Origin of the sequence: Paenibacillus sp. CH40 (assembly GCF_024213605.1) — a bacterium.
Classification (GTDB): Bacteria; Bacillota; Bacilli; order Paenibacillales; family Paenibacillaceae; genus Paenibacillus; species Paenibacillus polymyxa_B.
Window position 1 is genome coordinate 176,725 of record NZ_JANAVQ010000004.1, and the last position, 21,947, is coordinate 198,671.

The following is a 21,947-nucleotide window of genomic DNA, read 5'->3' on the forward strand; positions in this document are numbered from 1 at the left end:
AAAAGCATACGGAGATTAGATGGAAAATAGAAGAGGAAATGAGGGGGCTGTAGAAAACAGCACCCTTTTTTTGATTGATTAAGCGGTATACCTCCGAACACCATCAGCCATTTTCATCAACTCATCCCATATATATATGGGCGTATTACACACTGGACAATCTAGCCAACCGATTAAATAGGGTAATTGAGCAAGAAGCTTGTTCTCTTCAATTTTTTGGGCATATTCGTGTAACCACTGTATATTAGCACCTTTATGGTCCAATGAACGGGGGCGGATTGGGTGGGGAACCAGATTGTCTGAATTTACAGGGTCCTTATCATAGACAACCAGGGTGTCATTCTGTTCATCAGGCCAAATATAGAGCGGGGTACCGCAATGTGGACAATCCAGTGTATATTCGTCACCTGTATCGAAGCTTTGTAGCATATAAGCTATACAGCGATATCCCTGAAAAGCGGCACCCGCAGCCAGAACATAGCGTTTACCTACATCTCCTTCGTGTTCTTTCGCATAGAGCACCATTTCTTCAGTCAATTCTGCAAGTCGGACAATGGCACACCGATATTGCGCATAAATATATTCAGCCACACTAGAATCCACTTTCACCTGATCCCTTGTAAATTCCAATGGAACTTTGGTATGTAAGGGATTGTTATTCTTCGCTTCGAATATTCCGCAAATGTTATAAATATCTGCACGAATCCCTATATCAGAACTTTTTAACGCAATGTCTACAAGGTAAGGAACAGCCGCAAATGTACAAGTATACAATGTATTTTGGTGATACAGTTCCTCCCAATACAAGGTGTCAGCCATTTCGCCGTCATATCCGGCTTGGAGCTGTTTCAACATTTCTGGGACGTATTGAGAGGAACCGTAGGGGCCTTGGAGCAGAGTCCAGGCCGGATCGGACAAAGCCAGCATCTTGATACTCCTTCCACCGTTTTTCTTACAGTAGAGGATTTTGCAAAAATCCAATAAGCAAATTCCAATGAACAACATATAGATCGAAATGGTTTAGTTCGTCTATAACTTGCACTTCGGAGCGACTGGAATCGAATTTTGTAAAATCCTTATAGTAACATGCGATCGGTTTATAAAATGAATTTTGCTATCAAAATTCATTTTAACTTCATAATTCTCAGCTTCTTACGTTTATTTCATTATACGCATATTATTAGCTGAAGTTGCTTTTTTCGATTTTCGCAATATACAAAATCACTATTTTTTTGGGTCTATAATCATATTCGGTTAAGCTTTCGGCATTGTGAAGGTGAAACACATTAAATTAATGAATTAATGAATTACTAACCCGGTTCTTATGTCTTACTACGACTCCTCTGTCCATTCAGTTCCTTCTTCGTATGCATAGTCCACATTATAAGTCCTGTTACTTAAAAATTGCTGAGTAAGAAATAAAATATATATACATTAAAATTTCCATACATGTAAAAACAAAGCCACTCTCCTACCTGTTTTTAATTATGCCAAACGGGTAAGACATACTTGTTCAAGCCTTTAATCTAACAGTTACAGAACTGATTTTATGAATCGGTATATGAAAAGGCGTGTTGGGAATATTATGTATGAATACTGCGACTATAAGGGGAAATAGCCTATGACCATAACACCGGAACAGCGGATTACCCTACACGGATTTAACAACCTGACCAAATCATTGAGCTTCAATATGTACGATATTTGTTACACCAAAACCAAAGAAGAACGCGAGGCGTATATTGAATATATTGATGAACAATACAACTCAGATCGACTGACAGCTATTTTAAAAAATGTATCTGACATTATCGGCGCCCACGTGCTCAACGTAGCCCAGCAGGATTATGTACCTCAAGGAGCCAGCGTGACCGTACTTATATCCGAAGGACCCATTGTGGAGGTACCGACTGAATCTTATGCCGAGTCACCCGGCCCCCTACCTGAATCTGTCGTGATACAGCTGGATAAAAGCCACATTACAGTTCACACCTACCCGGAATATCATCCAGACGAGGGGATCAGTACGTTTCGAGCAGATATTGATGTCTCTACCTGTGGGGAAATCTCCCCGCTCAAGGCACTCCACTATTTGACTCATTCTTTCGACACCGACATTATGACGATTGATTATCGGGTGCGCGGCTTCACACGTGATACGAATGGACATAAGCTTTTCATCGACCATGATATCGCCTCCATTCAAAACTATATTCCGGACGAAGTGCGCAGTCAGTATGACATGATCGACGTGAATGTGTATCAGGAAAATATTTTCCATACCAAATGTAAGCTAAAACAATTCGATCTGGACAATTACCTGTTCGGCTACACCAAGGAAAGCCTGAGTGAAAAAGAGCAACAAAATATATCAACACGTCTCAAAATCGAAATGGACGAAATTTACTACGGTAAAAATATGACATAACAGATCGAATGCGTAAAAATAAAATAGATCATTTCATTGAAAAAAGGAGGATCGCTTGGACTGGAATATAGCCGGGCTTTCGTCCTTTTTTAAATACAAAATAATAGATATTACTCAACTTGATCTGTACAAGCGAGAGATTGTTCACTATGATAGGGGAAGAAACCACTAATTTAAAATAACAGCATGGATTTTACATCCGTTTCTAATTGTAAGCGCAATCAATTGATCCTACGTATGATTTTGTTATGGAAAACAAAGGAGGAATTTGTATGCAAGGCGGTATTGGCGGTAAAAACATCATTTTACGATTGGAAATTTCCACCGGGCACATCCAATTTGGTCAATTGATTACGCTGGTAAACGAACATGGCGGAGATGTGATTGCCATTGACGTCATTAGCACCTCTGAGAAGGTCACTGTGAGGGATATTACAGTTACCATTGCCGATCCAGCAGAAATCGACCGTATGATTGCCCGAATTAAAAAAGCACAAGGTGTTAAGGTATTATCCATCTCTGATCGTACCTTCCTATTACACCTCGGAGGCAAAATTGAAATGCAGCCCAAAGTCCCAATTCAAAACCGCGATGACTTATCCCGGGTATATACCCCCGATGTGGCACGCGTATGCATGGCGATTCACGAGGAACCCGACAAAGCTTTCCGTTTGACGATCAAGCGCAACACGGTCGCTGTCGTCTCTGACGGAAGCGCTGTCCTCGGGTTAGGTAACATCGGTCCCTATGCAGCCATGCCGGTTATGGAAGGCAAAGCCATGCTGTTCAAGCAGCTCGGCTCCGTCGATGCCTTTCCAATCTGTCTGGATACGCAGGACACCGAAGAGATCATTAAGGCCATTAAGCAAATGGCCCCAGCTTTTGGCGGTATTAATCTGGAGGATATTTCATCGCCACGATGCTTTGAGATTGAACAGCGGTTACGTAAAGAGCTGGACATACCTGTTTTTCATGACGATCAGCACGGCACAGCTGTCGTTTTATACGCAGGGCTGATCAATGCGCTCAAAGTTGTCGGTAAAGCCCTGTCTGACGTCAAAATTGTCGTCTGTGGTATCGGGGCTGCGGGTGTGGCTTGCACCAAAATTTTGCTATCTGCAGGGGCTGTCAACATCATTGGCGTAGACCGCCATGGGGCTCTTACAGCTGATGAAACATACGAGCATCCGATGTGGAACTGGTATGCACAGCATACCAACCCTGAACGGCTGTCGGGCACGCTGTCCGAGGTTCTGAAGGACGCTGACGTGTTTATCGGTCTGTCGGCAGGTGGAATACTGCAACGAGAAGACGTGAAACGTATGAAAGAAGCCCCGGTGCTGTTCACTATGGCTAACCCGGTTCCTGAAATTGCGCCAGAGGACGTCGAGGACATTGCAGGTGTCATCGCCACCGGACGTTCGGACTATCCCAACCAAATTAACAATGTACTTTGTTTCCCTGGCATCTTTCGAGCAGCGCTCGACTGCCGTGCCCGTGAAATCAACGAAGAGATGAAGCTGGCGGCCGCAGAGGCCATCGCAGGCACGATCCGTCCTGAAGAACTAAACAAGTTGTATATTATCCCAGGTGTATTTAACGAGAGTGCGGTTCAACGGGTACGTGAAAAGGTAATCCAAGCCGCGATTGCGAGCGGTACAGCCAGAAGAGTGCCTCGGGATTTCAGATAAAAGAAAAGGATTGCTCCCCTAATGCGGGTGCAATCCTTTTTGCTATCGAAAGATCAAGCTTCATATCCGTTATCTTTACAGCGGTTATGACCTCCATTTAGAGAACAATTGGCTGGCACGCTGAGCAAACTCCTCGAGATTAAAGTTGGAGTTATCCAGCTTGTAGTACCATTTTTTAATCGTATCCAAAATCCATGAGGGAACCTTAACCTCCGAGATACCGGAATAAAACGTATGATATGCCCACACCAAATGCTCCCAGCGCTTGTCATCGCCTTCCTTCACGTATTCCGATACGTCCAATACCTTGGCACGCCCGTCTTGCATAAGTACATTCTTGAGATGAATATCACGGGGATTCAGCCCCTTGGACCGGACAAATTCCCTCGCCTTTTCCACATCCAGAATGACCTGCTCTGGCACAGGAATTCCTTGCAGCAAACAATCCAGCAGCGTAATACCGGATTCATAACTTATGACAATATACTTGTCGCCTTTTCCGTAATAATGAGGAAAAAAGTCAGACCCTCGCAAACGCTCATATACGTCGGCCTCCGCATCTTTTTTCTCGATCGCCATGTCTGAGTACACCTTGAACGCGTAGCCTGGCAACGTATCGAGCGTAAATACGGCCGCATCTGTCCCGATGCCAATACAGCGGACGTCTTGAGTGGCTGTTTTAATGGTAACCGGATCATTATCCTCCGTACTGTATACGGTCACTTGACTTATGATGTCTTCTGCCTGCCTCCATTGTTCTACCATGCGCGATCCCCTCCTTCTCTGTTCTAAACCTTTACCAATGAAGTTAGTTCTATAACAGATAAATAGTATTACGGGTTATCTTTTGGAATGGCTTCAAAATAGGTTGATTCTTTAAAAAAATACGGTATGTACCGTGTCTAACGAGCGTCCGGCAGCAGCAACCTTCTTAACTCTGCATAGCTTGCTGCTGTTTTATAGTCCCCCAGCACATCAGTTTCCGGGGGAGCATTCCTGTGATTGAACCAGATCACCTGCCAATTTGCAGCTATAGCTCCCGCCACGTCATTACGCCAGGAATCCCCAATGTAGCAGCAATGCTCTGCTAACGTTCCTGTCCGCTCATTCACTACTTCGAAGATGCGCGGATCAGGCTTGGCATAGCCAACGGTCCCAGATACAAAGATATGCTCTACCGCAACATGATTTTCCAACGCCATCGCCTTGATCTTGCTCATCTGGTGTTCTTCAAGACCATTTGTAATTAATCCAACCAAAAAGCCAGCCGAGCTCAAATCATTTATTAACGAGGTAGCCCCCTCAAAAGGCTCAATTTGATACTGACGATCCAAGTATTCTTGTTGAACATGTACTGCCTGCTCACGGGTAATTTCTACCCCGAATTCTTGTAAAGCCAGAATGAAACGGCCTTCCCTCATCTCATCCAGTTCATCCGGCCCTGCCTTCCCCTCCAATAGTCCTCCTTTAGCCGACAGTACATCGCTGTAATAGCGAATACGATGGTAGGCTTTCTCATAAGGAAAACGTTCACTCAATCCTAATACTGTACGCAATGCATCGCGTGTAGGGTGCAAATGATCGTACATCGTATCATCTACATCAAAAAAAACAGCCTTCTTTTGCAAGTTCATATGTCCACTTCTTTCTGTTAAATCTTCGGATGACGCTCCTTTTCACCTTGTCCTGATATTATACCCGTTGGCCTGTTACGTTGCACCTTGTCCTTCACACCGCGCATCCTGCAATCACACTTCACGGTTGCTAACATACACTGAAAAGACCGCATTTTCGCAAACCCACTTTACTTCTCTACCGAGCTAACATAGGTATCTTGTCCTGCTTTGCTCGAAAGCGTTTTATTTGACAACACACGGGTAAAAGGTCACATTTTTGAAAATATTCGTCATACAGGTTTACATTTCGTGTAAAATCACGTACCTTTTAGGGATGAACGCTTTAATGGAGTATTGGATAAGGGAGGCATACACGATGGATTCCGGTTCTAACCTAGCCTATGGATCTGCTACACCTTTGATTGAGGCACTTATAGAATTTGAAAAGGAGCTCGAAGCGAACCGGCATTCTCTGAGTTTTGATTTGGGATTGATTATGGAGCAGGGCCGCGCGCCACGATATATGGCTACACCACCAGATGTTATTCCTTTTGCCCACGCAGGAGTGGACGGAATACATTATGGCTTTTTAACGGATTTTGGTCTTGAAAAGGACCTTTCACAGGCCCCTATCGTATGCGTATCTCCCGTCGATTGGACGGGTGTATGGGTGGTTGCCCGTCATTTGCAGGATTTTTTAAGCGTTGTTTATACAGAGAACAGTTCATTAAAACGATACTACGCCAGCGGAGACGACTATTCTGGACATGCAGGTCAGCGACTGCCTCAGCTCTTAAATGAACGCACCGCGTTTGTACGCGAATGCTTTCGGGAACGATTTGGTATCGAACCAATTCAGGATATGGCTGCCTATATCGACAGCTTGCGAGCAGAACGGAAGCACAATGAAGCAGCTCCTACGCTGAACGGCTTGGGCATACAGGTATCTTCTTCCGCGAAGCATAGCTCTTCTATGGAAAGTACCCTCTTGACCGTAACGGAGCCTTTCCTTTGGGAACAACAAGGCGAAGCTGTGCGTGAATTGTTCTATAACGGTTCGCGTGAAGCCAGACTGGCCTTTATTCGGGATGCCCAGACACGGCATCTGTTCACCCATTCTGCCCTTCGTGCTTTTGTAGCTGGACAGCTTAAGTTGATGGGCCTATCTGAGGCCGCAACATATCTGGAAGAGTCCTACTATACCGTTATTCCCGATATGATAGAATCTTGACGAAAACTTCGATTCCCCCTAACATAACCGCCTCTGAAAAGGCGGCTTTTTGTGCTACAATAAATGAAAATAATAGGGTCGAACGGCCCGGTACGAATGAAAGAGAGCGAGTATGAATAATCATTCCTATCCTACTCCTGAAATCATTGAAGTTTGTCTGTTGGCGGGCAAACTGATGATGCAAAATGGAGCCGAAACCTATCGTGTTGAAGACACGATGTCCCGCATTGCTTCAGCCTATGGCATATCCCAGTCCCATAGCTATGTAACACCAACTGGGATTTTTTTTGCCATTAATGATTCGGAGCCTGCCAAGCTCATCCGCATCGTAGAGCGGACCACCGATTTGCACAAGGTGACAGAGGTCAATTCCATTTCACGTAAAATCAGCACAGGTGATTTGTCTCCCCGCGCTGCCGTCAAGGAGCTTGCGGAGATTGAGCGTGGCCCCCTCCGCTATTCCAACCGTGTACAGCTGATGGCTGCTGCGTTGGCCAGCGGTTGCTTTATGATTATGTTTGGTGGTGTCTGGCGAGACTTCCCCGCAGCTGTGTTATGCGGCGGTATGGGATTTGCAGCCGTACAGTATTTTCACAGGCTCGTAAAGGTCAAGTTTTTCTCAGAGTTTTCTGCATCTTTTCTAATCGGCTTGCTGGCGGCTCTGTTAACGATAGTAGGCTGGGGACAGATGATGGATAAAATTATAATTGGCTCCGTCATGCCACTGGTTCCAGGCTTGTTAATTACAAATGCCATTCGTGATTTAATGTCCGGGCACCTTGTTTCGGGTCTTTCCAAGGGAGCCGATGCTTGCCTGACGTCTTTCGGCATTGGAGCTGGCGTTGCGGTTATCATTTCTTATATGTGATTCGGAGGAGATTCAAGTCTATGCTTGCACAATTATTCACAAGCTTTATTGCCACCGCTGGTTTCGGCATACTATTCCACGCCCCCCGGCGCTCGCTGCTGCAATGTGGTTTTGTCGGTATGCTAGGCTGGCTGGTCTATTATTCAACCACGGACAGCATGGGACCTGTGAGCGCCAGCCTTTTAGCAACGATCCTTATCGGCATCGTCAGTCAAGGCTTTGCGCGGCTGTACAAAATGCCTGTGATTATTTTCAGTGTGGCAGGCATGATTCCGCTCGTTCCAGGGGGAATGGCCTATAATGCCATGCGCCAGTTCGTACAACAACATTATCCTCAGGCACTAGAGCTGGCCATGAGCACGCTGATGATCGCAGGAGCTATTGCTGTCGGTTTGGTGCTGTCTGAGGTGCTTAATCAAATTTTTCACAACATACGTTTTAGACCTCAGCGTTAAAAGCGATGAAAATAGCAAAATAAAAGAGGCTGCTCCCAAAATCATCCGCAGTGTATGAGACGATTTTGGAAACAGCCTTTTTCTGTACACATTACAAAAATATTTAACTGTCATAAGCTATTATTCATCCACTCGCTTGCCCAATATCGCCAAATCTCGCTCTATGCTGTCCAGCACAGCTACACGCGGATAGTACCCCCATTGCTCAAAACCAAACTTCCGCAGCAGCCCAATACTTGGCTCATTATGACCAAAAACAAATCCCAACAACGTTGTAATCCCCAGTCTCGGACATTCATTTAGCAAATGCTGTACTAGTCGACTTCCTGTTCCGGTTCCACGAGAATCCTCATGGACGTAAATGCTAATTTCTGCTGTACCGTTATAAGCTGGACGCCCATAAAAGGACTGAAGGCTGGCCCAACCGGCAATTGTCCCCTTTTGCTTTAAAACCCACAAAGGGCGGTGGTTCTCCTGATGAGCCTCAAACCATGGAATGCGGCTCTCCACTGTCACCGGTTCCAGATCTGCGGTGACCATTCGTCCTGCAATCGTAGAATTATAAATATCCACAATATCGGGAAGATCCTCTCTGCACGCAAATTCAATGGAAAAAGATTGGTCCTGATTCATTATTCGTATCCGCCTCCTATGGTGTGATTTATTTATTGTACAAGACAAGCGCCCGATCAGCCATATCGAGTTGTTTTGCGGATTAGTCCCAAAGGGTTTTATAATAGAGCTTGAAGATAAGGAAAAATAAAAACGGGGAAAACGATTTAACACGATGAGACGGGAGGTATGTTTCGGAGTCAAGGATTCTGAAGCAGCTTAATATGAATATTGGAACTCAACTCTTGATTTTGGAAATACCTATGGAATCTTTTTTTGGAAAAACGACTATTTATCCTGTACTGCTCAAGGACGAGGATGGACTTACACTGATTGACACGGGAATGCTCGGCCAATTGGAGCCATTACGCAAGGCTATCTCAGATGTGGGTGAGGATATCAGCCGCGTGAAAAGAATTATTTTAACACATCAGGATATTGACCATATCGGAAATGTTCATGCACTGCTGGATCTGCTGCCGAATACTGCCCTGTTAGCCCATAAGGATGACGTTCCTTATATGACAGGGGAGCGACCGTTTGTGAAGCTGACGTCGGAACGGATTAGACAAATGGATACTGTGCTCAAGCAGCAAGCAGAGGATATGATTCGCCGCCTGCCAGATTTGCGCTTTGCTCATATTCTTGAGGACGGTGAGCATCTACCCTATGGTGGAGGAATACAGATTATACATACACCTGGCCATACACCCGGGCATATCAGCTTGTATGTGCCCGCACAAAAGCTACTGTTGGCAGCAGATGAACTGCTGGTAGTCGAAGGTGAACTGGTCGGTCCTGCTGAGTCGGCTACGCCGGATATGCCATTGGCTCTGAAGAGCCTCGAAAAGCTGACGGTATTGGATGTTGAAAAGGTAATCTGCTACCATGGCGGCTACTATGATCAGAACGTACAAGCACGTCTGCAAACATTAAGTCAGGCAAGAGAGTAAGCCATTCAAAGCTATAAATTATGATGTAATAAGAGCTATAATGAATACATGGACAGAAAGGAATGAGACTCTATGAATGATAAAATTACAAGATTATATGATGAACTGAAATCACAATCTTGGGATGGCCTGCTTGTGACCGATCCCAAACATATTTACTACCTGACGGGCTTTGCCAGTGATCCGCATGAGCGTTTTCTTGGCCTCGTGCTGCTTCGAGACCAAGAACCAGAACTGATCGTACCCGCCCTGGATGCAGAAGCCGCCCAAGCTGCTTCTTCTGTGACTCGTATATCCACCCACACCGATACGGACAATCCATATGATCTGTTGCGTCAACGTACAGGCACCGGAGTGAAAACATTCGCGCTGGAAAAGGAGCACGTCTCCGTCCTCCGTTATGAACAGTTACATACTGCTATTGGCGCGGCTCAATATGTGGATCTGGGTCCTGTGCTTCAAGAAATGCGTGTGAGAAAAACTCCTGAGGAAGTACAACGTCTAAAACATGCAGCTCGTTTGGTGGAAGATGCTCTTCGCCACGGCCTCACCCATGTACGCGAAGGAGTGACGGAAGTCGAGCTGGTGGCCGAAATCGAATACCAGATGAAAAAAATCGGCGCAGATGGCCCGTCCTTTGACACGACAGTGCTGTCTGGACCCAAAACAGCCTTGCCTCATGGTGTTCCGGGCACCCGCAAGCTACAGCCTGGCGATCTGCTCATGTTTGATATGGGCGTATATTCCGATGGCTATGCTTCGGATATTACGCGTACTTTTGCTTTTGGAAAGCTGTCGGCTGAGCTGGAGACGATTTATAATACGGTTCTTCGCTCGAACGAAGCGGGAATTGCCGCCATTCGCCCGGGAGTTTCCTGCGCATCCGTAGATCAGGCAGCACGGGCTGTTGTTGAAGCCGCTGGATACGGCCCTGCATTTAACCATCGAGTTGGGCACGGCCTTGGCATGAGTGTTCACGAATATCCATCTGTACACGGAGGCAATAGCGATCTGCTTCATGAAGGCTTCGTGTTCACAATCGAACCCGGCATCTATGTGCCAGGCCTCGGCGGTGTGCGGATTGAAGATGACGTTTTGGTCACCTCTAATGGTGTTGAAGTGCTTACCTCTTTTCCAAAAGAACTGAAAGTGCTCGGATAAACCCATCGCTATTCATTATATTGGTATGTAAAAAAGGATGTTAAAAAAAGAGGGGCAACCCCAAGCCATCATGGCTTGAGGGTTTGCCCCTCCTCTTCTATAAAGCGGAAATTGCGTGCGATGTACAAAATGGGTGTACCCGCCGCGGTCAGTACAAATTTTAAGATGTAGGTGGTGAATAATATCTCGAGCCATATCCCCCACTTATAACCGTAAAAGGCAATAGTACAGAAAATGAGCGTATCTATAAACGAGCTGATCATCGTGCTGCCATTGCCGCGAATCCAGAGCTGATGACGTTCCGGGAAGAACTTGCGAATCCAAGCGTACAGACGCACGTCCAGCAATTGACTGACCGCATAGGCTGTCAAGCTGGCAAGCGCAAGCCTTGGCAACAATCCAAACAGCTGTTGCATCGGTGTCTGGGCAAAATCCGTTGCAGTAGGCTGGAACTGCAGCACCATCTGCATCGTTACCGTCGTCATAATCAGAGTGAAAAAGCCGAACCATACAGCTTTACGCGCTTCTTTAGGCCCATATTTTTCATTCAGTAAGTCGCTGGCCATATACATAGAAACATACATCGTATTTCCCAATGTCGTGGTAATGCCGACCAGATCAATCGTTTTGGTTACCTGAATGTTGGCCAGTACAGTAGCAACACCAATCCAAGCGTACAGCCCTTTTTTACCGAACAACCGAAAACATAACAAAAAGAACATAAAATTGACGAGGACAAAAGCTGCCCCCCATAACAGATTAAACATGAAATCCTCCTAGTTTTGATAGCGCGGGATGGTTGCGAACCGCGGTTCATCCGAAGCAAGCCGGAAAAACATTATTTTAATGTATCATAGATTAGGATTTGTGAACAGCTATAATTTACACTGCCCTAAACTCAATACAAAGAGCCGACCTTATGGCCGGCTCTTTGTACAGAGTACATACAGTACGTGTGTTATATAGGGTACAGATGCGATATGAGACTGACCGTACACCCTTCATTTATCATTACTTAAGAGTGTGCCGTTGCATCTAAATCCATACCATGATTATTGAATACGTCTTGATCGTTCTCCTTGAGCACCTTGCCTGAAATGAGACCTGCGGTAATAGAATCATTGACATTTAACGCTGTGCGTCCCATATCAATCAACGGTTCGACTGAGATGAGCAATCCTGCCAATGCCACTGGAAGATTCATGGTGGAAAGCACGATCAGGGAAGCGAAAGTGGCACCACCGCCTACACCCGCCACGCCGAACGAGCTGACCGTAACGACCAGAATTAGCGTGAGGATAAAGTCCCAGCTCGTTGGATCAATACCCACGGTTGGAGCAATCATAACCGCCAGCATCGCCGGATAAATACCAGCACAGCCGTTTTGCCCAATAGTCGCTCCCAAGGTCGCAGACAGATTCGCGATGCCGTCGGACACACCAAGCTTTTTCGTTTGTGTTTCAACATTTAACGGAATGGTCGCCGCACTGGAACGAGAAGTAAAAGCAAAAACCAGTGTAGGCAATACCTTTTTCACATACGTCACCGGATTGTAGCCGAACAAGGCCAGCAAAATAAGATGAATGATAAACATGACCAACAGAGCCACATAAGAAGCGAGCACAAACTTGATTAGCTTCAAAATTTCATCTGGATTGGTCGTAGCTACTACTTTAGTGATCAGTGCTAAAATACCGTAAGGAGTCAATCTCAGCACCAGCGTTACAATTCGCATCACTACAGCGTACACTGCATCAATCACTTTACGGAAGGTTTGCGCCTGTTCCGGTTTCTTACGATCCAATCCGAGCACAGCCACCCCGATAAAGGCCGAGAAAATAACCACCGCCAGCGTCGACGTACGACGTGCTCCCGTCATATCCTCAAAAGGATTTGAAGGAATAAATTCCAGCACCTGCTGTGGAATGGTCATGTCCTGAACTGTTCCAAGGCGCTCTTCCATCTTCAAGCCCTGTGCTTGTTCCTTTTCCCCACCTTGAATCTCAATTGCCTTTAGGTCAAACGACAGGCTGGTTACAATACTAACTGAAGCAGCAATTGCCGTTGTAATCAGTAGTACTGCAATAATGGACACGCTGATTTTGCCAAGGTTCTGTCTTCCCTTCAAATTCATAATAGCCGAAATAATCGACACCATGATAAGCGGAATAACGACCATTTGCAGCAAACGGACATAACCGTTACCTGCGAGGTTGAACCAATCAACCGATTTTGTAATGACCTCTGAACCTGCACCATAAGCATATTGTAGAATAGCCCCGTAGATCAGTCCGAAGCCAAGTCCGGCAAATACCCTTTTTGTAAAGGAGATGTGCTTTTTCTGCATCCAGACCAATACGCCTAGCAGCAAAAGCAGCACGATTACATTTAAAATAATAAAGAAGGTATCCATGTATTATTTCCTCCAAACTTATACTTAATATGTTTTATAAGGTGATCCTTCAATCCGAAGAATACTATATCACAAAACCAACTATTTTTGTAGGTTTTATAACAATAAAATAGTTAAGCAGCTTCAAATTTAGATTTTATCGAAAACGCCAAACAGCAAACCTTCATCTTTCGAAGGCTTGCTGTTTTTTGTCCTGAACACAACAATTCGCATTCAACTTAGGCGTAAAATTGTTATTCAGCCGTTAGACGATCACTGTGTATAACAGTCCCTGTTCCTTAACCACTTTATGCTGATTACCAGCGGACTCTAACTCGCTAAACTGAGCTACATTCGTAACAATAACAGGCGTTATCGTTTCATAACCAGCCTTGCGGATTTCCACCAGATCAAACTCCAGCACGAGGTCTCCTACCTTCACACGATCTCCTGCTTTAAGATGAGGCGTAAAATGAAGTCCTTTTAGCTTAACCGTATCCATCCCAACGTGAATGAGCATTTCAAGTCCTGAATCACTCACCAATCCAACAGCATGCCCACTTTTGGAAATGGAGAACACTGTGCCATCAACTGGGGAAACAACCCGGCCTTCGGATGGTTCAATAGCCCAACCTCTACCCATAATTTCTTGAGAAAATGCAGGGTCATTGACTTCACTGAGCGGCTTAACTTCACCCGTAATCGGGCTGTATACCGGGATTTTCTCACCTTTAGGCAGTGAGGACACAGCAGATTGTGCTATTTCATCAGTAGAGATGTCTCCGGCAGCGTCTATTGTTGCTTGTGGTGCTTCTTCGTTCTTTTCATCTGTAAAGCCGATCAAATAGGTAACAATCGCAGCAACCACAAATGCAATAATGAGACCAAGGATTGCGTACAAGAAAGTCGGTCCAATAAACATCGCCAGACCAGGCACACCAACAAGTCCACCCATAACATACGCTTTTGTGCCAAACAAGCTCATAAAGCCCCCGCCGACAGCTCCGCCGATCAACGCAGCAGTAAACGGTTTTTTAAACCGCATATTCACACCATACATTGCAGGCTCAGTTACACCCATAATAGCTGTCAAGCTCGTTGAGAAAGCCACTGTTTTGACTTTGGCATTTTTGGATTTTAAGAATACACCCAGTGCAGCACCAGCCTGTGCCAAGTTGGCTGCTCCCATAATCGGAATCATGTAGTCAAAGCCCAACGTTGCAATCGAACCAATCATAATAGGAACCAACGCGTAGTGCATACCTGTCATAATGATCAGGGAGAAGGTACCGCCTAGCAGCAGACCTGCAAGTGCACCTGTATTTTCAAACAACCAAGAGATACCACCTGACAGGCCATTACCAATAATGGAGCCGAGTGGCCCTACAGCAACCAAAGTCAAAGGTACAATAATCAATAGAGTCAACGTCGGAACAACGAGCAATTTCAGTGATGCATGTGTATACTTATCAATGAATTTTTCAACATAAGATGCCAGCCAGACCGCAATAACGATTGGAATAACGGTCGAAGAATACGTAGCCGCTGTCACCGGTAGACCAATAAAGCTAACCTTCACGTTAGATGCCAGTAAAGCTGTAATCGTCGGGTGTAAAATGGAAGCCCCAATCGCCGCACCAATAAACATATTACTGCCGAGTTTTCTAGCAGCACTGACAGCCAGAATAATAGGCAGGAAGTAGAACGCACCGTCACCTATTGCGGCTAAAATCGTATAGGTTTGGCTCTTATCGGACATCCAGTTCATTGCCACTAAAAGAGCAATGATCCCTTTGATCATACCTGCACCGGTGATCGCTGGCAAAATCGGTGTAAACATACCCGCAATAAAGTCGAACAGTTTGCTGATCGGGTTTTGTTTTTTCTTCGATGCAGTGCTTGCTCCTGAGTCACTTTGCGGAGCCTTGGACATATTGCTCACCAACGATTTATACACGTTAGCTACATCATTACCGATAATAACCTGAAACTGGCCGCCACTCTCCATGACTCCCATGACGCCATCCGTTTTTTGCAACTGCTCTTTCTGAGCTTTCTTATCATCATGAAGGTTGAAGCGCAAGCGGGTCATGCAGTGAATGACCTGCTCTACGTTTTCTTCACCACCAACTAGTGTAAGTATCTCTTTGGATAATTGATTTCGATCCATGAGGTGTTCCTCTTTTCTTTTAAGGTATAAAATGCGAAAATGGGCAATAAAAAAACCTGAATACAGAAAGCAGACAGCTTTATAAAAAGCCAATCTTCTTTCAGCATTCAGGTTTTGCCTTCTGGTTTAGAAGTAGCAATCCTAAATCCCTGATCACATGAAATCATTGATTTTTAATGATACGCTCGATATGAATGGTGAGATACAACATCTCATCCTGGGACAAGCTTCGACCATAGATTTTAGTCGTATAATCTCTTATTTTTTCCGCGCAGGCGTAAGCATTCTTATACTGAACCTTAACCATATCATGAAGGGAATTATCTGTATTTTGTACAGGGGTTCCGTTCATTACCCGTTGAGCAAAAAATTTGAGATGTGTTATAAAGCGGTAATAGCTTAACGACTCTTCATCCAGATCCATTACAAAAAAGCGACTTACAATATTTATGATATCCTTGACAATGTTAGTCAGGGTTATCGTTTCGCGCATTTCGCTATTAAGCTGTGCATTCACCAAATGTAAGGCGATAAATGCTCCTTCATCATCTGGAAGTGTAACTCCCAGCTTGTCCTGAATCATGTGCAATGCTTTGGTCCCAATCGTGAATTCCTTGCGGTACATCCGCTTGATTTCCCAGTAAAGTGCATTTTTGATATCCATACCCAAACGATAACGCTCTATGGCAAAATGGATATGATCCGTCAGCGAAATATAGATGCTGTCATGCAACTCTACACCAAGTATCGTTTTGGCATATTGGATGATTTCATCAGAAATTTCAACATACTCAATAGGGATATCAGACATCAGGGTCATGAGTTTGCGGGAAACCTCGGTACTTTCAAGTTTGAAAATTTTCTCGATTTTCTCTTCTTCAATCTCATCGCCTGTGTTTTTTTTAAAAGCAATTCCTCTTCCCATAATGACTAATTCTTTCTGCTGTTCATCAATGACCGTTACGACGTTATTATTCAGCACCTTTGCTATCTTCATTCCATCACCTTAAGCCGCTTGGAGTAGTAAAAAAAGCAAAACCAAAACTGACACATAGTGCCTGCTTATGGTTTTGCCCGATATGCTCAGTAACAATCCACGATTGTGCAGTTTTGAATAACTGCTCCCATAGTATCATATAAACACTGAGCTGACAATATTTTTTTGTAAACACTTTCATGGAGCTTTGGGTCGTTGGCGTTGCATCTTAACTATTAGAACTCTTTTCCACAACCGAGTTCGGAGAAGCATTCATGTCAAAAGTAGAAACTACTTGCGAACGCTCATCTTTTTCATCCACAAAGCCCATAAAATACGTAATTACGCCAGCCGTAACAAACGAAATTAGTATACCCACAATACCGTAAATAAGCGTGGGTTCAGAAAATAAAGGTAAGCTGAGCAGCCCAGCAGAGACACCAATACTAGTAAGCTCCGTTTCAAACAGACACATACAAGCCCCACCAACGGCTCCACCGATCATAACTGCTATTAACGGTTTTTTGAAACGGATATTGACACCATACATGGCCGGTTCAATGATTCCCAGCATGGCCAACAAACCTGTGGACGCAGCCAGCGTTTTGACTTTGGCATTTTTGGATTTAACACATACGCCAAATGTTGCGCCAGCCTGAGCGAAAGCCGCTGCAATGACCACGGGAAAAAGGTGATCATAACCCAATGTTGTCAGCGAGCTGATCATAATCGGTAGCATTATATATTGCATACCTGCAATAATAAGCAAAGACATCGTGCCTCCGAGCAACAACCCTGTAAATACTTCTGCATTGTCAAACAACCAGCCTAGTCCATCGGATACATGTTGGCCGAGATAACTCCACAGTGGCCCGAAAGCGAACACCATTAAAGGTATAGTGATCATCAGTGTCAAAGTCGGGACAACCATTAATTTAAGTGAATAAGGGATATACCTGTATAACCATTTTTCGATATACGATGCTATCCAGACAACAACAAGTATGAGTACTATAGATGAAGCAGCTTGTGGATCTATAACTGGCAGACCGGCAAAACGTACCTCCTCACCAGACTGGAGTAAACTTGTTAATTGGGGATGGAATACGGATGCTGCGATGGCTGCCGCAACAAACACATTGCTGCGCAGCCTTCTTGCCGCACTTGCCGCAACAAAAATAGGTAAAAAATAAAATATCCCATCGCTGATAGCCATTAAAATAGTATATACCTGCGGATCAGACAACAATAAACCGAAGGACATTAAAACTAATATAATTACTTTGATCATTCCCGCACCAATCATTGCCGGCAAGATCGGAGTAAATACGCCTGAACCATAATCTAATAGTCGACTTATCGGATTTCTCCCTGTGGCAGCTCTATAACTGCCGGAAGTCAGCTCCTGTGTATCTTCTCCTCTGACCTGCGAAATCACTTCTTTGGAAAGTAAATCCCGATTCATAACAACCTTTTCCCCTTTTATATGTATATTGAAGACCACTTTCGAACTTACAAACCAAGCTTAGAAGAATATTGTAAAAAAGCCGTATTCCTTATGCTACTTATATTACTTCTTTTTTACAATAGTTTTAAAGAAGGAGTAATCTATTCGTTTTTATGCACCTGATAATTTACATCTAACTTACATCTAAACACCTAAGACCATAGTTATATATTTTTTGTTTGTTTTTGGGCAAATATGACTATTCAACCGTCTGTTAATTATGTAAAATAGGTCTAACCTACTTTTTAGTAAATCATGGATTACTTCCCTTTCACATTCTTGTCCCTTGAATTCAGCTGAAATATACATAGAATCCGAACATTTTCAGTCTTTTCTTCAAGCAAGGAAAGGAACACAAGTAGATCATGGCGTGTCAAGTATCTATTGGACAAGCGGCCTACTTCAAGCAGGGAATTCGTCTGATTTTATTACCATCATGTGAGAGGAGATTTTTCATGAAGAGTTTTAATCGTTCCATTGGCGCGAAATTACGAATTATGTTTTTGCTGATTCAGCTCTTTGCGTCCCTTTTGTTCAGCATCAGTTTCTATGCAATATCCATGAGTATCATTAATAACAGTGTCATGCCTCAGGTAGACCAATTGCTAGAAACTGGAGCTAAAAATGTGTATCAGGATCTCAATATTTCCTTAGCTGTTCAGGCTGGGCAAGGAAGCGGTTCTGATTCCGGCTCCGCTATACAGATGGAATCCTATCTTCAGGACAAGGTCGATACCCTCAAATTAGAATCGGCATATATCGCGGTAGTGAAGGATGATAAAGCCGAAGTCGTCGCACGGAATGTAAAATCAGTATACAAGGTCAAGGATGAACTCATTCCTGTTGAGGATATTAAAAAAGCAAAACAAGGCGAGATGAATATCAGTGAAATTTACAGCGATTCATACGGAGTACACAAAACCGCCTTCTTTGCTATATCAGGTAGTAATCTAGTTCTGGGTGTGAACGAAGACGTCGGATTTGTACAGGAAAAATCCCAACAAATTCTATGGATTTGCATAGGTATTACAGTGGCAACGCTCCTGCTGGGCGGCATTATTTCTACCCTCGTGATACGTAAAGTTGTAGAACCCATTGCTGAATTGGTTCGTCATAGCGAAAAAATTGCTCAAGGTGATCTTTCACAAGAAGCGAAGGTTCATGGAGTTAATGAAATTGCCCAACTTGCCCGCAGCTTCCAATCAATGTCTCATAACTTGAAAGAAATGATCGGCCATGTGCTTTCTACATCCGGTGCGGTTGTTGAAGGATCGGACGAGCTACTTCGTCGGACTGAGGCTATCAGTGTAAAAGTGCAGGACTCTACAGTTGCCGCAGAGGAAGTAGCAAAGGGCAGTACCAGCATAGCTACAGCTGCTGCTGAAAATGCACAGGCTATGGAGGAAATCGCTCAAGGTGTTCAGCACATTGCCTCCTCTGCCAATGATGTATCCGATCAAATCAGTGAAGCGACAAAAGAAACGGTTAACGGTAATACGCTCGCTCAAAAAGCTGTAGCTCAAATGTCACAGGTAGGACATGCTGCCGATGAATCGCTTCGATACATCCATAGTATGAATGAGCGCTCAGAAGCCATTGGCAGTATCGTTTCGGCTATTTTCGATATTACGAAGCAAATTCAAATGTTGTCCCTGAATGCCTCCATTGAAGCTGCCCGTGCGGGCGAACATGGACGGGGCTTTGCCGTAGTAGCCGGAGAAGTACGTAAGCTTGCCGAGCAATCTAAAGAAGCCACACAAGAAATTTCTGACTATTTGGTTACCATTCAAGAAGTATCGCAACAATCTGTGGACTCTGTGACCCAGGTGAGCCGTGAAATTCATTCGGGAACGGAAATGGTTCAACAAGCGAGTTCAGCCTTTAACCAGCTAAGTGAGCTTATGCAAAAGATCAATGCTACGATTCAAACGGTATCTGCAGCAACGGAGCAGGTATCCGCCAGCTCGGAGGAAGTATCTGCTTCCGTGGAAGATACAGCTCTCATCGCAGCCAATGCACAGCATATGATTCAAGAAATCGGTTTAAATGCCGATGAGCAACTGAATGAAATGGAAAGCCACAGCGAGGTTGTTCGCCAATTAAGCAAACAAGCAACCGAACTGCAAAAGGCTGTCCAAAAATTTAAAATTACGTAAGCCGATACAATACAAAGAGGTATCTCACAGTCTTGAAAATGGCTGTAGAGATACCTCTTTATTTTTTAAAAGCGATTTTAATAACATCCATGAAGTTTATGAATCCATTCCCATAATACGATAAATTTGCTCCATATCTAAATGAGCCCGGACCACCTCTGCGACACGGTCAAACTCTCGTTCCTTGGCTTCACGTACAGTAAAAGTGCTTTCTAAAGGTGCCAAGCCCTTGGCTTGTCGCAATCCATCCAGCCAGCAACGGCGAAAACGGTCATTATCAAACACACCGTGCAAATAGGTTCCCCATACTTTACCGTCTGTTGTACCCCAGCCTTCCTCAAAAGCTGTTCCTTCGCCACGCCGGATATAGAATAACCTTTTCATTTCGCTTAGGTTTAAAGTTCTATCTGTAGGTGCGCATGGTTCCGTAACATACTCCGTAACGCCCATATGTATTTCATAACCTTCAATGCTTGGCTTGGAGGCAGAACCTGAATCAGGCGCAGTGCTAAGCAAAAGCGGGCAATGATTAGACAGGGTTCCCTGTACGCGTACGGTTTGCTTTTCCTTTAAAAAGGTCGTGGATAGAGCAAGCCAACCTAACCCTTCTGCCTGCTGCGGCAACCCAGATTCGACGGCTTCGGGATCAAATAGTGCGGTACCCAGCATCTGATAACCTCCACAAATGCCAACGAGCTGTGTGCGTCCGGTATTCATAGCCTGCCGAATGTCTTTCTCCAGACCTCTCTCACGCAATTCCAGCAGGTCTCCAATGGTGTCTTTGGTCCCCGGTAAGATAATGGCGTCCGGTACGCCCAACTGTCCGGCTTCTGTGACATAACGAACACTCACATCCGGCTCTGCGGCCAGAGCATCCGTGTCTGTAAAATTAGAAATCCGCGGATATCGTATCACCGCAATATCCAGTTCCTTATCCTTTGCAGAATGTTTGGGCTTCTTATCCAGTACTACCGAATCCTCTGCTTCAATGCGAATGTCTGGCAGATAGGGCAATACACCGAGTACAGGAATGCCTGTCCGTTCTTCCAGCCAGTCTAATCCTGGTTGAAGCAGAGACAGATCGCCTCTGAATTTGTTAATGATAAATCCGCGGATACGCTGTACTTCATGGGGTTCCAGTAACTCTATGGTGCCTACTAGAGAGGCAAAAACTCCGCCCCGGTCGATATCTGAAATAAGCAACACTGGAGCATCCGCCCAACCTGCCAGATTCATATTTACGATATCGCGGTCCTTCAAATTAATCTCTGCCGGGCTGCCTGCCCCTTCCATAAGGACAATATCATAGGTATCACGCAACCGATTCAGAGCATCCATAACGGTCTGTTTGGCTTTTGGCAAAAAATCCTTCCGGTAATCGGAGGCGCTCATATAGGCATAAGGTACACCGTGTACAACAATCTGTGAGTGCATATCTTTGACCGGCTTAATCAGAATCGGATTCATGTCAGTTGTGGCCTCAATACCGCAGGCCTCAGCCTGCACCCCCTGAGCGCGTCCAATTTCCTTGCCGTCCTCGGTAACATAAGAGTTTAACGCCATATTTTGCGACTTAAACGGTGCGGGACGATATCCGTCCTGCGTAAAAATACGGCAAAGCGCAGTTGTCACCACGCTTTTGCCCACATCCGACGCTGTTCCTTGAAGCATTAATACGGCTGCCGGGTTCGTGCAGGACGGTTCGAAAGTTGACAATTGCCTCTTCCCCTT

The 21,947-nt window shown here is 44.8% G+C and carries 18 protein-coding genes; 8 read left to right on the forward strand and 10 right to left on the reverse strand.

From position 1 onward, the window contains the following. Positions 1–78 precede the first annotated feature (78 nt). A complete protein-coding gene (locus tag NLX73_RS14055) occupies positions 79–927 on the reverse strand; it encodes a hypothetical protein (protein ID WP_165176244.1) in 849 nt (282 codons plus the stop codon). Between the two features lie 694 nt (positions 928–1,621). Between NLX73_RS14055 and speD the strand changes: the two genes are divergently transcribed. Together speD and NLX73_RS14065 are read left to right on the forward strand one after the other, a co-directional pair. Further along, entirely contained in the window at positions 1,622–2,428 is an 807-nt protein-coding gene (gene speD / locus NLX73_RS14060; protein ID WP_013309324.1) for an adenosylmethionine decarboxylase, read from the forward strand. Positions 2,429–2,700: 272 nt separating this feature from the next. Beyond that, on the forward strand, positions 2,701–4,119 hold the full coding sequence (locus tag NLX73_RS14065) for an NAD-dependent malic enzyme (protein ID WP_134903719.1): 1,419 nt from the start codon (positions 2,701–2,703) through the stop codon (positions 4,117–4,119). An 84-nt stretch (positions 4,120–4,203) separates the two neighbouring features. Here NLX73_RS14065 and NLX73_RS14070 read toward each other — a convergent pair whose 3' ends face one another. Beyond that, positions 4,204–4,884 carry a protein kinase family protein gene (locus NLX73_RS14070; protein WP_069291431.1) on the reverse strand — a complete coding sequence of 227 codons (681 nt, stop codon included), beginning with the start codon at positions 4,882–4,884 and terminating at the stop codon, positions 4,204–4,206. Positions 4,885–5,021: 137 nt separating this feature from the next. After that, entirely contained in the window at positions 5,022–5,753 is a 732-nt protein-coding gene (locus tag NLX73_RS14075; protein WP_254326475.1) for an HAD family hydrolase, read from the reverse strand. A gap of 358 nt (positions 5,754–6,111) precedes the next feature. Between NLX73_RS14075 and NLX73_RS14080 the strand changes: the two genes are divergently transcribed. From NLX73_RS14080 to NLX73_RS14090, 3 genes are all read left to right on the forward strand, one after another. Beyond that, positions 6,112–6,966, forward strand: coding sequence for a hypothetical protein (locus NLX73_RS14080; protein ID WP_254326476.1), 855 nt, complete (start codon positions 6,112–6,114; stop codon positions 6,964–6,966). A 112-nt stretch (positions 6,967–7,078) separates the two neighbouring features. Continuing rightward, a complete protein-coding gene (locus NLX73_RS14085) occupies positions 7,079–7,834 on the forward strand; it encodes a threonine/serine exporter family protein (protein ID WP_254326477.1) in 756 nt (251 codons plus the stop codon). Positions 7,835–7,854: 20 nt separating this feature from the next. After that, positions 7,855–8,289: a threonine/serine exporter family protein gene (locus NLX73_RS14090; protein ID WP_103047615.1), complete on the forward strand. Its 435-nt coding sequence runs from the start codon at positions 7,855–7,857 to the stop codon at positions 8,287–8,289. A gap of 120 nt (positions 8,290–8,409) precedes the next feature. Here NLX73_RS14090 and NLX73_RS14095 read toward each other — a convergent pair whose 3' ends face one another. Beyond that, positions 8,410–8,922, reverse strand: coding sequence for a GNAT family N-acetyltransferase (locus NLX73_RS14095; RefSeq protein ID WP_061829070.1), 513 nt, complete (start codon positions 8,920–8,922; stop codon positions 8,410–8,412). Positions 8,923–9,125: 203 nt separating this feature from the next. On the opposite strand from NLX73_RS14095, the gene NLX73_RS14100 reads away from it, so the two are divergent. Together NLX73_RS14100 and NLX73_RS14105 are read left to right on the forward strand one after the other, a co-directional pair. Next, a complete protein-coding gene (locus NLX73_RS14100; protein ID WP_254326478.1) occupies positions 9,126–9,854 on the forward strand; it encodes an MBL fold metallo-hydrolase in 729 nt (242 codons plus the stop codon). A gap of 72 nt (positions 9,855–9,926) precedes the next feature. Beyond that, a complete protein-coding gene (locus tag NLX73_RS14105) occupies positions 9,927–11,015 on the forward strand; it encodes a M24 family metallopeptidase (RefSeq protein WP_254326479.1) in 1,089 nt (362 codons plus the stop codon). Between the two features lie 68 nt (positions 11,016–11,083). Here the strand turns inward: NLX73_RS14105 and NLX73_RS14110 are convergent, their stop codons facing one another. The 5 genes from NLX73_RS14110 to NLX73_RS14130 all read right to left on the reverse strand — a co-directional run bounded on the left by NLX73_RS14110 (position 11,084) and on the right by NLX73_RS14130 (position 18,018). Continuing rightward, positions 11,084–11,782 carry a queuosine precursor transporter gene (locus tag NLX73_RS14110; RefSeq protein ID WP_254326480.1) on the reverse strand — a complete coding sequence of 233 codons (699 nt, stop codon included), beginning with the start codon at positions 11,780–11,782 and terminating at the stop codon, positions 11,084–11,086. Between the two features lie 248 nt (positions 11,783–12,030). Continuing rightward, positions 12,031–13,428 carry an L-cystine transporter gene (locus tag NLX73_RS14115; RefSeq protein ID WP_061829066.1) on the reverse strand — a complete coding sequence of 466 codons (1,398 nt, stop codon included), beginning with the start codon at positions 13,426–13,428 and terminating at the stop codon, positions 12,031–12,033. 244 nt (positions 13,429–13,672) lie between these two features. Next, complete coding sequence (locus tag NLX73_RS14120) at positions 13,673–15,577, reverse strand: beta-glucoside-specific PTS transporter subunit IIABC (RefSeq protein ID WP_254326481.1); 1,905 nt, start codon at positions 15,575–15,577, stop codon at positions 13,673–13,675. Between the two features lie 163 nt (positions 15,578–15,740). After that, a complete protein-coding gene (gene licT, locus NLX73_RS14125; RefSeq protein WP_023987656.1) occupies positions 15,741–16,574 on the reverse strand; it encodes a BglG family transcription antiterminator LicT in 834 nt (277 codons plus the stop codon). A gap of 208 nt (positions 16,575–16,782) precedes the next feature. Beyond that, positions 16,783–18,018, reverse strand: coding sequence for a PTS transporter subunit EIIC (locus NLX73_RS14130; protein ID WP_254326482.1), 1,236 nt, complete (start codon positions 18,016–18,018; stop codon positions 16,783–16,785). A 497-nt stretch (positions 18,019–18,515) separates the two neighbouring features. Here NLX73_RS14130 and NLX73_RS14135 point away from each other — a divergent pair, with 497 nt between their 5' ends. Then, on the forward strand, positions 18,516–20,216 hold the full coding sequence (locus NLX73_RS14135) for a methyl-accepting chemotaxis protein (RefSeq protein ID WP_254326483.1): 1,701 nt from the start codon (positions 18,516–18,518) through the stop codon (positions 20,214–20,216). Between the two features lie 96 nt (positions 20,217–20,312). On the opposite strand, the gene NLX73_RS14140 is transcribed toward NLX73_RS14135, so the two are convergent. Continuing rightward, positions 20,313–21,932 carry a cobyric acid synthase gene (locus tag NLX73_RS14140; protein WP_254326484.1) on the reverse strand — a complete coding sequence of 540 codons (1,620 nt, stop codon included), beginning with the start codon at positions 21,930–21,932 and terminating at the stop codon, positions 20,313–20,315. Positions 21,933–21,947: the final 15 nt, after the last annotated feature.